The sequence below is a fragment of the Streptomyces mesophilus genome, from assembly GCF_040300965.1.
Taxonomy (GTDB): Bacteria; Actinomycetota; Actinomycetes; order Streptomycetales; family Streptomycetaceae; genus Streptomyces; species Streptomyces mesophilus_A.
Genome location: NZ_JBEPEW010000011.1, coordinates 66,144 through 79,976 on the forward strand (window position 1 = coordinate 66,144; position 13,833 = coordinate 79,976).

General features: G+C 68.4%; 9 protein-coding genes. 3 read left to right on the top strand and 6 right to left on the bottom strand.

All coding sequences use genetic code 11. The features are described from left to right. Positions 1-70 precede the first annotated feature (70 nt). A complete protein-coding gene (locus ABT367_RS06750; RefSeq protein WP_352250293.1) occupies positions 71-1,990 on the bottom strand; it encodes a SpoIIE family protein phosphatase in 1,920 nt (639 codons plus the stop codon). 195 nt (positions 1,991-2,185) lie between these two features. On the opposite strand from ABT367_RS06750, the gene ABT367_RS06755 reads away from it, so the two are divergent. After that, positions 2,186-6,313 (top strand): HAMP domain-containing protein, encoded by a 4,128-nt coding sequence (locus ABT367_RS06755; RefSeq protein ID WP_352250295.1) that lies wholly within the window; start codon positions 2,186-2,188, stop codon positions 6,311-6,313. 11 nt (positions 6,314-6,324) lie between these two features. Next, a complete protein-coding gene (locus tag ABT367_RS06760) occupies positions 6,325-6,909 on the top strand; it encodes a response regulator (protein ID WP_352250297.1) in 585 nt (194 codons plus the stop codon). A 45-nt stretch (positions 6,910-6,954) separates the two neighbouring features. Here ABT367_RS06760 and ABT367_RS06765 read toward each other — a convergent pair whose 3' ends face one another. The 4 genes from ABT367_RS06765 to lepA form a co-directional block, all read right to left on the bottom strand. Continuing rightward, on the bottom strand, positions 6,955-8,844 hold the full coding sequence (locus ABT367_RS06765; protein WP_352250299.1) for an AMP-dependent synthetase/ligase: 1,890 nt from the start codon (positions 8,842-8,844) through the stop codon (positions 6,955-6,957). 218 nt (positions 8,845-9,062) lie between these two features. Beyond that, positions 9,063-9,359, bottom strand: a complete 297-nt coding sequence (locus tag ABT367_RS06770) for a hypothetical protein (RefSeq protein WP_352250301.1) — start codon at positions 9,357-9,359, stop codon at positions 9,063-9,065. Positions 9,360-9,568: 209 nt separating this feature from the next. After that, positions 9,569-9,871 (bottom strand): hypothetical protein, encoded by a 303-nt coding sequence (locus ABT367_RS06775; protein WP_352250303.1) that lies wholly within the window; start codon positions 9,869-9,871, stop codon positions 9,569-9,571. 355 nt (positions 9,872-10,226) lie between these two features. Continuing rightward, positions 10,227-12,089 (bottom strand): translation elongation factor 4, encoded by a 1,863-nt coding sequence (lepA, locus tag ABT367_RS06780; protein ID WP_352250304.1) that lies wholly within the window; start codon positions 12,087-12,089, stop codon positions 10,227-10,229. A 249-nt stretch (positions 12,090-12,338) separates the two neighbouring features. Here lepA and rpsT point away from each other — a divergent pair, with 249 nt between their 5' ends. Next, positions 12,339-12,605 carry a 30S ribosomal protein S20 gene (gene rpsT / locus ABT367_RS06785; protein WP_093613037.1) on the top strand — a complete coding sequence of 89 codons (267 nt, stop codon included), beginning with the start codon at positions 12,339-12,341 and terminating at the stop codon, positions 12,603-12,605. Positions 12,606-12,808: 203 nt separating this feature from the next. On the opposite strand, the gene holA is transcribed toward rpsT, so the two are convergent. Next, complete coding sequence (gene holA, locus ABT367_RS06790; protein ID WP_352250306.1) at positions 12,809-13,789, bottom strand: DNA polymerase III subunit delta; 981 nt, start codon at positions 13,787-13,789, stop codon at positions 12,809-12,811. Positions 13,790-13,833: the final 44 nt, after the last annotated feature.

The window sequence follows — 13,833 nt, forward strand, 5'->3', positions numbered from 1 at the left end:
CCACCGGCCGCCGGGCCCGACCGGGGGCCCCGGCCCTTGCCGGCCGCCCGGCCCGACCAGGCCCCGGCCCTCACCGAGCCTGCAGCACCAGCACCGCCAGATCGTCATCCACCGGCGTCTGCGCGAAGTCATGCACCAGGCGCCGGATCCGCTCCGCCACCATCGCCGCCGACAGCCCGCCGCACCCGGCGAGCGCGTTGGCCAGACCGTCCCCGTCGTCCAGCATCCGCAGCCCCGAGCGCCGCTCCGTGACCCCGTCCGTCACGCACAGGAGTGTCTCGCCCGAGCCGAGGACGAAGGACTCGCTCGTGTACTCCGGCTCGTCGAGCACTCCGAGGAGCACCTGCGGCCCGGCGGCCGGCCGCACCTCACCGCCCGGGCTGAGCAGCAGCGGCAGCGGGTGGCCGGCGCACGCGAGGGTGCAGCGGACGCCTTCCGGCGAGGGTTCGAGCTCCCCGTACAGAAGGGAGAGGAAGCGCGTGGGAGAGCCGTCGCCGCCCAGGTCGCCCATACCCGCCGCCGCGACCGCACGCGCCGCCGAGTCCGCCGCCTCCATCGCGTCGTCGAGCAGCAGCCGGTTGAGGCGGTCGAGCACGTCGGAGACCTGGTAGCCCTCGCGGGCGAGCAGCCGCAGCCAGGGGCGGGCGAGGCCGGTGACGACGGCGGCCTCAGGGCCGTTGCCGCAGACGTCGCCGAGGGCGAAGCACCAACGGCCGTCGCCCGCCGGGAAGATGTCGTAGAAGTCGCCGCCCGCAAGCCCGTTGTCCCGCGGCTCGTACACCAGGGCGCTCTCCACGCCCGGCACTTCGGCCATGGAGCTGGGCAGCAGCCCGCGCTGCAGGACACGGCTGATGGTGGCCTGGCGCGAGTACTGGCGGGCCGCGCCGATCGCAAGGGCCACCCTGCGGCTGAAGTCCTCGAGGAGTCCGGTGACTTCGTCGGGGAAACGCATCAGTCCGGTCCGCCCGAGCAGCAGCGTGCCGAGCGCGCGGCCGCCGGCGACCAGGCGGTACGCAAGGGCCGTACCGGAGGTGTCACCGATGCCCTCGAAGGGCCACGGCACCGGGACGGGGCCGCCGTGCAGCGGACCTGGGATGACCGGGAGGTCCTTCTCGAGTACGCGGCGCAGTTCCTCGATCCGGGATTCGCTGTGGTGCCAGACGCGGGCGAGCCGGGGCGCGGTGGGTCCGGTGCCGCGGCCGTGCCGGTCGGCCTCGTCGTTGAGCCAGACCGCGCACCAGTCGGCGAGCCGGGGCACGAGGAGCTGCCCGGCCAGGGCCGCCACCATCTCCTCGTCGAGCTGTCCTGCGAGCAGATCGGAGGCCTCGGCGAGGAAGGCGAGCGCCCCGCGATTGCCCCAATCGCCTTGTTCGCGGGACTTCTTGGGCCCCGGCGAGAGGATGTCGGCGACGCGCAGCCCGCGCTGCAGCGCCTGCTCCCCCGCGTACGCCTCGATCTGCTGGGCCGCGTCCACGCCGTCCACGGGCAGGCGCGCCCAGACGGTCTTGTTGCCGGGGCGGTACGTGATGCCCCAGGACTCGGAGAGGCAGGCGACGAGCTGCAGCCCGCGGCCGTACTCGGCTAGGCCGCCCTGCGGCTGACCGCCGGTCTCTCCGTGAACGGCCCGGCCGGGGTGGTGGTCGCACACCTCGATGACCACGGCCGCACCCTCGTCCAGGTCCCCGTCGGCGGCCAGGACCGCCTCCATCCGGCAGACGACCTCGACATGCGTGCCCGCGTGGACGACCGCGTTGGTGACGAGTTCGCTGACGAGGACGACGGCGTCGTCGGCGAGCCGGTCGGTCAGACAGGCCGACACGGGGATACCGGCCTCGGTCCAGTCGGCGAAGGCCGCGCGGACGAAGCGGCGCGCGGCGGCCGGCGCCAAGGGGTTGCCGGGCAGCGAGGTGCTGGCATGGGCGCCATCCGCAGGCCTCAGCGGAGCATGGGCGGCTGAGGTGACTGGGCGGAATACGTTCTCCCGCTGCATTGGAATGGACCCCACTGTGCGGCTCCAGGGCAGTTCAGGGAAATGCCTCTCCGGCGACAGGGACAGAGTGACAGACTGACTCCGCCCATAAGCGCCGAGTTACTGAAGTGGGCCGCCATGAGTGACAACCTCGCAGTTTCCGTGCTCGGAAACGGTCAAGTCCGAGCAGAAGATTTTCAGACGCTCCTCGCCGCGATGACCTCGCTACGCGATGGCGACTTCCGGGTGCGGGCACCCGAGGGCTCGACCGGTGTCTCGGCCGAACTCGCCGCGGTCTTCAACCAGATCGCCGACCGCAACCAGCATCTGGCCTCCGAGCTGGCCAGACTGCGCAGGGAGATCGTCCGCCACGGAAGACTCGACGAACGGGTCGCGGCCTCACCGGGGCAGGGCTCCTGGTCCACCACGGTCGCGGACGCGAACATCGTGGTGGACGCCCTGGTCGCCCCCGCCGCCAACGCCACCCGTGTGCTCGACGCGGTGGCCGGCGGCGATCTGACGCAGCGGGTCGATCTGCACGACGGCAGCCGGCAGTTACGCGGCGACCTGCGCCATCTGGGCCGCGCCGTCAACAAGATGGTCGACCAGCTGTCCCTGTTCACGGGCGAGGTGACCCGGGTCGCCCGTGAGGTGGGCACCGAGGGACGCCTCGGCGGACGCGCCAAAGTGCAGGGGCTTTCCGGCAGTTGGCGCCAGGTGACCGAGGCCGTCAACACGATGGCGTCGCGGCTCACCGCCCAGGTCCGCGATATCGCCGCGGTGACCACGGCGGTGGCGAGCGGCGACCTGACCCGTACGGTGACGGTCGAGGCCACCGGTGAGCTGCTCGAGCTGAAGCTCACCGTGAACACGATGGTCGACCAGCTCTCCGCCTTCGCCGACGAGGTCACCCGCGTGGCCCGCGAGGTGGGTACGGAAGGCCAGCTGGGCGGCCGCGCCCAGGTCCGCGGGGCGAGCGGGGTCTGGAAGGACCTCACGGACAACGTCAACTTCATGGCGTCCAACCTGACTTCACAGGTGCGGAACATCGCCCAGGTGACGACGGCCGTGGCGTACGGGGATCTGAGCCAGAAGATCACTGTCGACGCCCGGGGCGAGATCCTGGAGCTGAAGTCCACGGTCAACACCATGGTCGACCAGCTCTCCGCCTTCGCCGACGAGGTCACCCGCGTGGCCCGCGAGGTCGGCACCGAGGGCAAGCTGGGCGGCCGCGCCCAGGTCCGCGGCGTATCGGGCGTGTGGAAGGACCTCACCGAGAACGTCAACTTCATGGCGGACAACCTGACCTCGCAGGTCCGCAACATCGCCCTGGTCTCGACCGCCGTCGCGCAGGGCGACTTGACGAAGAAGATCACGGTCGAGGCCAAGGGCGAGATCCTGGAGCTCAAGACCACCTTCAACACCATGGTCGACCAGCTCTCCGCCTTCGCGGGCGAGGTGACCCGCGTGGCCCGCGAGGTCGGCACCGAGGGCAACCTCGGCGGTCAGGCCCAGGTCCGCGGCGTATCGGGCGTGTGGAAAGAGCTGACGGACAACGTCAACTTCATGGCGACCAACCTGACTTCACAGGTCCGCAACATCGCCCAGGTCACCACGGCCGTGGCCAACGGCGATCTGTCCAAGAAGATCACCGTCGACGCGCGCGGCGAGATCCTGGAGCTCAAGGACACCGTCAACACGATGGTGCAGCAGCTGCGGGCCTTCGCCGACGAGGTCACACGAGTCGCACGCGAGGTCGGTACGGACGGCAGGCTCGGCGGCCGCGCCCAGGTGCTCGGCGTATCGGGCGTGTGGAAGGACCTCACCGACAACGTCAACTACATGGCGGACAACCTCACTTCGCAGGTCCGCAACATCGCCCAGGTCGCCACCGCGGTGGCCCAGGGCGACCTCTCCAAGAAGATCGACGTGGATGCCCGCGGCGAGATCCTGGAGCTCAAGACCACCATCAACACCATGGTCGACACGCTGTCGTCCTTCTCCTCCGAGGTCACCCGAGTCGCACGCGAGGTCGGCTCCGAGGGCCAGCTCGGCGGTCAGGCGAGGGTCGAGGGCGTGTACGGCACGTGGAAGCGCCTGACCACGAGCGTGAACGAGCTGGCGCTCAACCTCACCACCCAGGTCCGCGCGATCGCCGATGTGGCCTCCGCTGTCGCCCAGGGCGACATGTCACGCTCGATCACCGTCGAGACCCAGGGCGAGGTCGCCGAGCTCAAGGACAACATCAACCTGATGGTGTCCAACCTCCGCGAGACCACCCGCGCCAAGGACTGGCTGGAGTCCAACCTGGCCCGTCTCGCGGCCCTGATGCAGGGTCACCGCGACCTGATGGAGGTCGCCGACCTGATCCTGCGCGAGCTGACCCCTCTGGTGAACGCGCAGTACGGCGCGTTCTTCCTGGCCGACTCCGAAGCCGAGGGCACGGGGCTGCGTACTCCCGCGCCGTCCAAGGGGCTTGCCTTCATCGGCGGATACGGATCCGCTCAGGGCTCCGTCATCGAAGTGGGCGGGATGCCGGTGCACGGGCTCGTGCGCCAGGCCGCCCTGGAGAAGAAGCGGATCCTCGTCGAGGAGGCCCCGCCGGACTACATCAAGATCAACTCGGGGCTCGGCGACGCGGCGCCCAGCAGCGTCGTGATCATCCCGATCATCTTCGAGGACCGGCTGCTCGGCGTCATCGAGCTGGCCTCGTTCTCCCGCTTCTCGGATGTCCACCTGGCGTTCTTCGACCAGTTCGTGAACACCATCGGCGTCGCGATCAACACCATCATCGCCAACTCCCGTACGGAATCCCTGCTCGGCGAATCCCAGCGCCTCGCGCTCCAGCTCCAGGAGCGCTCGAACGAACTCCAGCGCCAGCAGGCCGAGTTGCAGCGCTCGAACGCCGAGCTGGAGGAGAAGGCGGCCCTGCTGGCCACCTCGTCCCAGTACAAGTCGGAGTTCCTGGCGAACATGTCGCACGAGCTGCGCACCCCGCTGAACTCCCTGCTCATCCTGGCCCGGCTGCTCGCCGACAACCCGGAGGGCCGGCTCAACGACCAGGAGGTGCAGTTCGCCACGACCATCCACCGCTCGGGCACCGATCTGCTCCAGCTGATCAACGACATCCTCGACCTGTCGAAGATCGAGGCGGGCCGGATGGACGTACGTCCCAAGAAGCTCCCGCTGATCAAGCTGCTCGACTACGTCCACGCCACGTTCCGCCCCCTCACCCTCGACCGGGGCCTCGCCTTCGAGGTCGCGGTCGGCGAGGACGTACCGCGCGAGATCTACTCGGACGAGCAGCGCCTCCAGCAGATCCTGCGCAATCTGCTCTCCAACGCGGTGAAGTTCACCGGGAGCGGCCGCGTCGAGCTGCGCGTCAACCGCGTGGGCAATGTCGAGAGCAAGAATCTGACCTTCTTCAAGGAGGGCGAGGAACTGCTCGCCTTCGCCGTCACCGACACGGGGATCGGGATCTCCGCCGACAAACTCCCCGTGATCTTCGAGGCGTTCCAGCAGGCCGACGGCACCACCAACCGCAAGTACGGCGGCACCGGCCTCGGCCTGTCCATCAGCCGCGAGATCGCCGGTCTGCTCGGCGGCCGGATCGTCGCGGAGAGCGAGCCCGGCAAGGGCTCCACCTTCACGCTGTACGTTCCCGTGGCGCACTCCGGACACGGTCCGGTGCCGGACCCCCAGATGGAGGACGGCGAACTGGCCCACGGCCTTCGTGCGCTGAAGCTGCCCGAACAGCAGTCGGCCGAGGACCCGGTGACGGTCCACGACCAGGACGACAACTGGCCGGCCACCACCAAGCTGGAGGAATGGCGCAACGGCCGGGCCGGTCAGGTCCTCCAGGGCCACCGGGTGCTCATCGTGGACGACGACATCCGCAACGTCTTCGCGCTCACCCACGTACTCGGCCGCGTCGGCATGCCGGTCCTGTACGCGGAGAACGGCCGTGAGGGCATCGAGATCCTCGACCGGAACCCCGATGTCGAGGTGGTCCTGATGGACATCATGATGCCGGAGATGGACGGCTACGAGACGATCGAGGTCATCCGCCGCACACCGCGCTGGGCGGATCTGCCCATCGTGGCGCTCACCGCGAAGGCGATGCCCGGAGACCGGGAAAAGGCCATCGCGGGCGGCGCGAACGACTATGTTCCCAAACCGGTGGACGTGGACAAATTGCTGTCGGTGATGTGTTCCCTCCTGGACCCAGAGGGCACGGACGGCGCTGGCGGCACCGGAACGAAGCAGCACAGCCAGGCAGCAATCGAACAGGGGCAGGCGAGCGGGTCAGGGCAGGAGCGCGTCGCCGCGCCTGAGACTGAATAGGCATTACCACCATGAGCACTGAGGTTTCGACAGACGACCGGGCAAGCATCCTCCTTGTCGACGACATGGAGGACAACCTGACCGCGCTCGAAGCCGTCCTGGGGTCACTCAACGAACCGCTGGTTCGTGCTCGTTCGGGTGAGGAGGCGATGAAGGCGCTGCTACGGCAGCCCTTCGCCGTGGTCCTCCTCGACGTCCGGATGCCCGGCATGGACGGCTTCGAGACCGCCGCGAACATCAAGCGCCTCGATCAGACCAAGGACATCCCGATCATCTTCCTCACGGGCACGGACGCCGATACGGGCTACGCCTTCAGGGGGTACGCGACGGGCGCGGCGGACTATCTCACCAAGCCCTTCGACCCGTGGGTGCTGCGGGCGAAGGTGACGGTCTTCCTCGATCTGCACCGCAAGAATCTGCAACTGCAGCGGGCGCTCGCCCGTGAACAGGCCCAGTTCGCCGAGCTGTCCGAGCTGCTCGCCCGGCTCGAGTCCCGGCTGACCGGTGCGGATGCACCCCAACTCGCGGAAGCACGCGGCGAGCTGGCCCGTATGGAAGAAGTACTGACCCTCATGCGACGCGGGCGGAGCCAGTGATCCGGCTCCGCCCGCACCCACGGTCCCGCAGGGGGTTCTGGGTCCTTACGCCTCGCGCGTTCCCGCGTACATCTCGTCGACCAGCGCCTTGAACTCCCGCTCCACGACAGGGCGCTTGAGCTTGAGGCTCGGCGTCAGCTCGCCGTGCTCGACATCGAGATCACGCGGCAGGATCCGGAACTGCTTGATGGTCTGCCAGCGCTGCAGCCCCTGGTTGAGCTCCTTGACGTAGCCGTCGATGAGCGCGGTCGTCTTCGGATCGGCCAGCACGGCCTCGTACGAGGTGGAGGAGAGTCCCTCCTCCTTCGCCCAGTTGACGATGGACGGCTCGTCGAGGGCGATCAGCGCGGTGCAGTAGTTGCGGTCGGCGCCGATGACCAAGATGTTCGAGACGTACGGGCAGACGGCCTTGAACTGTCCCTCGACCTCGGACGGCGCGATGTACTTGCCGCCGGACGTCTTGATGAGGTCCTTCTTGCGGTCGGTGATCCGCAGATACCCGTCGGCCGAGAGCTCACCGATGTCCCCGGTGTGGAACCACCCGTCCGACTCCAGGACTTCGGCGGTCTTCTCGGGCAGCCCGTGGTAGCCCTGCATGATGCCGGGACCGCGCAGCAGGATCTCGCCGTCGTCCGCGATCCGCACCTCGGTGCCGGGCAGCGGCTTGCCGACCGTGCCGGTCCGGTACGCCTCGCCGGGGTTGACGAAGGACGCGGCGCTCGACTCCGTCAGACCGTAGCCCTCCAGAATGTGCACCCCGGCGCCGGAGAAGAAGAACCCGATCTCGGGCGCGAGCGCGGCCGACCCGGAGACGCAGGCACGGAGCCGCCCGCCGAAGGCCTCGCGCAGCTTGGAGTACACGAGCGCGTCGGCGATCTTGTGCTTGGCGCTGAGCCCGAAGGGCGCGGAGGACTTGCCCGTACGACGGAAGTTGTCCTGGGTGACCTTGGCGTACTCGCGCGCGACACCCGCCGCCCACTGGAAGATCTTGTACTTGGCGCCACCGCCGGCCCGCGCCTTGGCCGCGACCCCGTTGTAGACCTTCTCGAAGATCCGCGGCACGGCGGCCATATAGGTCGGCTGCACCACCGGCAGATTTTCGATGATCTTGTCGACCCGCCCGTCCACGGCGGTGACATGGCCGACCTCGATCTGGCCGCTGGTGAGCACCTTGCCGAAGACGTGCGCGAGCGGCAGCCACAGGTACTGCACATCGTCGGGGCCGACGAGTCCGGTCTGCGCGATGGCCTTCGCCATGTACGACCAGTTGTCGTGCGGCAGGCGGACACCCTTGGGCTTGCCGGTGGTTCCCGAGGTGTAGATCAGCGTCGCGAGCTGGTCCTTGGTGAGCGCCGCGACGCGCTCCTTCACGGCCTCGGGATTCTTCTCCAGATACGCCGCTCCGCGGGCCTCGAGGTCCTCGAGGGAGAGCACCCAGCCCTCCGGATCGCCCTCGGCGGCCTGCGCGTCCGCGGCCTGAATCACCACGACATGCTTGAGATCCGGCAGCTCACCGCGCCGCTCGCGCACCTTCGCCAGCTGCTCGGCGTCCTCGGCGATCAGCACCCGGCTGTCGGAGTCGCTCAGGATGTACGCGGCTTCCTCGGCGTTCGTCGAGGCGTAGACCGTGGTCGTGGCGGCCCCGGCGCAGAGGATGCCGAGGTCGGCGAGGATCCATTCGACCCGGGTGTTGGCCGCGAGCGCGACGCGCTGCTCGGGCTGTACGCCGAGTTCGATCAGGCCGGCCGCGACGGCGTAGACGCGCTCGGCGGCCTGGCCCCAGCTCAGCGACTTCCATTCGTCCGGGCCCTGCCCCGAGGCGGGGGGCACCGGGTAGCGGTAGGCCTCTCCGTCGGGAGTCTTGGCCACGCGCTCAAGGAAGAGGTTCGCCACGGACGGCGGTCGGTTCTCGATCAAGTTCTGTGTGTCGCTCACGACATCCTCCGGGCCCGCGACAGTGCGTGCGACTGATGCGACTGAGTGGCTGCTGGTGCGTACTGTGGTGTGCGTTGTTTAACTTGCGAGTAACTATCGAGTGATCAGAGTAGAGCGCCCGGGCCCGGCGCGTAAGGGGCCTTGAGCTGTCAGTTCCTCACAGAACGGCAACGGGCCCGCAGCGCTGGTGCGCTGCGGGCCCGTGCCGGGCGAACGGGTCAGTTGACGCTGACGCTCGCGGACGTGTCGGACTTCGCCGTGGCGTCGACGTCGGCGTCCACATCGGCCTCCGCGTTGACGCTGGCGTGCGCACTCACCGAGGGGATGAGCGCGTCGACCAGACCGACGAGGTCGAGGTTCACCAGGGCGCTGAGGGCCGCGTCCGCCGTGGCGGCCGTGGCCACCTCCGGCTCCGGAGCGACGGTGGACGCGGACGCGGCGGAAGCCGCACCGCCGAGCATCAGGACTGCGGAGCACACAAGGCCGGCGCCGCGTACAAATACGTTCTTGTTCATGGGGTTACCTCCTTCAGGCCCCATAGAAATAACCTCGAATTATCGACCCGTAACACAGTTAATTCAGTCGGTCCAACCGAGGCGGCCAAATGGGGCGCGAAAAAGGCGGGAGAAAGCAAAAAGCGGGCCCGGCGCAAGGAAACGCGCCGGGCCCGCTGTGTTCACGTTGCCGCCGCTCGGAGGTGCGGCACGCGTGAAGGAGGGGTGATTCAGCCGATCGGCAGGCCACCGAGGTGCGGCATGGCGCCCAGGGCGCCGGCCTTGGCCTTGTTGTTGAGGTCACCGTCGACGTTGCTGTCGACGTTGGTGTTCTCGGCAACCTCGACCGCGTTGTCCGTGCTGTCCTTGACGGCACCGCGGGCTTCCTTGGCGATCTTGCCCAGCTCGGCGAGGACGTCGATGTCGACGAGGTCCTTGGCCTGGCTCAGGTCGACCTGGCTGTCGTTGACCGTCTTGGTGTCGACGGTCGGCTCCGTGGCCGGCGCGGCGGCACGGGGAGCGTCGTCAGCCATCGCCGGGGAGGCGAAACCAACAGCCATGACGGAACCGGCAACGATCGCAGCAGCCTTCGTGTACTTCACTTCAGGATCCCTTTCCGAAGCGGCGTCCTTCACGGTCACGACCGTCGTGCCGTCCGAGCGTATTGCTGGCCGCTCGGAACGCCGCTGCCACCCTTCGTAACGGGGCGCCCCTGCCTGCGGAAACTCTTAAATCCCGGCTTTTTTGGCATTCACTCGGATGTCGCAGAATTCTTCCAATCCTCACATCAACGCAAAAGGCGCCCGTCCGGTTTACGGACGGGCGCCTTTCGTTCGACCATGTGGACCAATAACACGTTCTGCGGGGCGAGTTAAGCGCCGGGCAGGACTACTTCTTCTTCGGACCCTCGTCGCTGGAGAGCACCGCGATGAAGGCCTCCTGCGGCACCTCGACGGAGCCGACCATCTTCATCCGCTTCTTGCCCTCCTTCTGCTTCTCGAGCAGCTTCCGCTTACGGGAGATGTCACCGCCGTAGCACTTGGCGAGGACGTCCTTGCGGATGGCGCGGATGGTCTCGCGGGCGATGACCCGCGAACCGATGGCGGCCTGGATGGGCACCTCGAAGGCCTGCCGCGGGATGAGCTCGCGCAGCTTGGCCACGAGCCGCACGCCGTACGCGTACGCCGCGTCCTTGTGCGTCACGGCCGAGAAGGCGTCGACCTTGTCGCCGTGCAGCAGGATGTCGACCTTGACGAGCGAGGCCGACTGCTCGCCGGTGGGCTCGTAGTCGAGCGAGGCGTAGCCGCGGGTCTTGGACTTCAGCTGGTCGAAGAAGTCGAAGACGATCTCCGCGAGGGGCAGCGTGTAGCGGATCTCCACACGGTCCTCGGAGAGGTAGTCCATGCCGAGCAGGGTGCCGCGGCGGTTCTGGCACAGCTCCATGATCGAGCCGATGAACTCCGACGGGGCGAGGACCGTGGCGCGTACGACCGGCTCGAAGACCTTGTCGATCTTGCCCTCGGGGAACTCGCTCGGGTTGGTGACCGTGTGCTCGGTGCCGTCCTCCATGATCACGCGGTAGACCACGTTGGGGGCGGTGGCGATCAGGTCGAGACCGAACTCGCGCTCCAGGCGCTCGCGGATCACGTCCAGGTGGAGCAGGCCCAGGAAGCCGACGCGGAAACCGAAACCGAGGGCCGCGGAGGTCTCCGGCTCGTAGACCAGGGCGGCATCGTTGAGCTGCAGCTTGTCGAGGGCCTCGCGCAGGTCGGGGTACTCGGAGCCGTCCAGGGGATACAGGCCCGAGAAGACCATCGGCTTCGGGTCCTTGTAGCCGCCGAGCGGCTCGGTGGCGCCCTTGCTCAGGGAGGTGATGGTGTCACCGACCTTGGACTGACGGACGTCCTTCACACCGGTGATGATGTAGCCGACCTCGCCGACACCGATGCCGTCGGCCGGGGTCATCTCCGGGGACGAGACACCGATCTCGAGCAGCTCGTGGGTGGCGCCGGTCGACATCATGCGGATGCGCTCGCGCTTGTTGAGCTGGCCGTCGACCACACGGACATACGTCACGACGCCGCGGTACGAGTCGTAGACCGAGTCGAAGATCATCGCGCGGGCCGGGGCGTCCTTGACGCCGACCGGGGCCGGGACGTCCCGCACGACGCGGTCGAGCAGCGCCTCGACGCCGAGGCCGGTCTTGGCGGAGACCTTCAGGACGTCGTCCGGGTCGCAGCCGATGAGGTTCGCGAGCTCCTCGGCGAACTTCTCGGGCTGTGCGGCCGGCAGGTCGATCTTGTTGAGCACCGGGACGATGGTGAGCTCGTTCTCCATCGCCAGGTACAGGTTCGCCAGGGTCTGCGCCTCGATGCCCTGGGCGGCGTCGACCAGGAGGATCGTGCCCTCGCAGGCCGCGAGCGAACGCGACACCTCATACGTGAAGTCCACGTGGCCCGGGGTGTCGATCATGTTCAGGATGTGCGTCCTGCCCTGATCGGGTCCCTCGTTGGGCGCCCAGGGCAGACGGACCGCCTGGGACTTGATGGTGATGCCGCGCTCGCGCTCGATGTCCATGCGGTCGAGGTACTGAGCGCGCATCTGCCGCTGCTCGACCACTCCGGTCAGCTGGAGCATGCGGTCGGCGAGCGTGGACTTGCCGTGGTCGATGTGCGCGATGATGCAGAAATTGCGGAGCAGCGCCGGGTCGGTACGGCTCGGCTCGGGCACATTCGTAGGGGTCGCGGGCACGCAGGGTCCTGATTCTTGAGACGTCCGCAGCGTTCTGCGGCCTCGGGTCGGATCGATACGTAGCCTCCATGGTCCCATGCGCGGCAGGCAGGGTCCGGTTTGGGCCGGTCGGAGTACGGCTGGTACCGTGGTCAGCTGTGTCTCACTGCCCTCTCAGCAACGAGGCACTCGGTATCAAAGACCAGTCCCCAAGGATTTCCCGGGTTCTCCGGGCTGTCCGGGGGACGACGAACCTGTAAAGGCTCTTTCGTGGCGAACATCAAGTCCCAGATCAAGCGCAACAAGACGAACGAGAAGGCGCGCCTGCGCAACAAGTCCGTCAAGTCCGCGCTCAAGACCTCGATCCGCAAGACCCGTGAGGCGACCGCCGCCGGTGACGTCGAGAAGGCCACTGCGGCTCTTCGCGAGGCCACCCGCAAGCTGGACAAGGCCGTCTCCAAGGGTGTCATCCACAAGAACCAGGCCGCCAACAAGAAGTCGGCGCTTGCTTCGAAGGTTGCCTCCCTCAAGGGCTGAGCGATCACTTGATTTGACCGCCGGAACGGACCAAGCGGGCCCTCTCATCCGCTCCTGACCGGCACGAATGATCCGCACGCGGCCTGCGTTCGCCACGCGGGTGCGGATCGAATCAGCTGTAACCGAAGGCCCCGCCTCCTTCGTCCTTCCCCAGGACGCAGAGCGGGGCCTTCGGCATTCCTTCTTCGGTACGGGGGCAACGCCTAGCGCGCGCGGGCTGCCCGGGCCACCGTGACGACCGCCTTCTCCAGGGCGTACTCCGGATCGTCGCCGCCGCCCTTGACGCCGGCGTCCGCCTCCGCGACGGCGCGCAGCGCGATCGCCACCCCGTCCGGGGTCCAGCCGCGCATCTGCTGGCGGACGCGGTCGATCTTCCAGGGCGGCATGCCCAGCTCCCTGGCCAGGTCGGCGGGGCGTCCGCCGCGGGCCGAGGAGAGCTTGCCGATGGCCCGTACGCCCTGGGCGAGCGCGCTGGTGATGAGGACCGGTGCGACGCCCGTGGACAGGGACCAGCGCAGGGCCTCGAGGGCCTCGGCCGCACGGCCCTCCACCGCACGGTCGGCGACCGTGAAGCTGGAGGCCTCCGCCCGGCCGGTGTAGTACCGCCCGACGATCGCCTCGTCGATGGTGCCCTCGACATCCGCGACCAGCTGGGAAACCGCGCTCGCGAGCTCCCGCAGATCGCTGCCGATCGAGTCGACCAGGGCCTGGCAGGCCTCGGGGGTCGCCGAGCGGCCGAGGGCGCGGAACTCACCTCGTACGAAGGAGAGCCGGTCCGCGGGCTTGGTCATCTTCGGGCAGGCGATCTCGCGGGCGCCGGCCTTGCGGGCCGCGTCGAGCAGGCCCTTGCCCTTGGCTCCGCCCGCGTGCAGCAGGACGAGGGTGATCTCCTCGGCCGGGGCCGCGAAGTAGGCCTTCACGTCCTTGATCGTGTCCGCCGACAGGTCCTGGGCATTGCGCACGACCACGACCTTGCGCTCCGCGAACAGCGACGGGCTGGTCAGCTCGGCGAGCGTGCCCGGCTGGAGCTGGTCGGAGGTGAGGTCGCGGACGTCCGTATCGGCGTCGGAGGCGCGGGCGGCGGCGACGACCTGCTGTACGGCACGGTCGAGCAGCAGGTCCTCCTGGCCCACGGCGAGGGTGACGGGGGCGAGCGGGTTGTCTTGTGCAGCGTTCCTGGCCATTGCGGACAAGGATCCCACGGGGCACTGACAGTCCGGTACGGGCG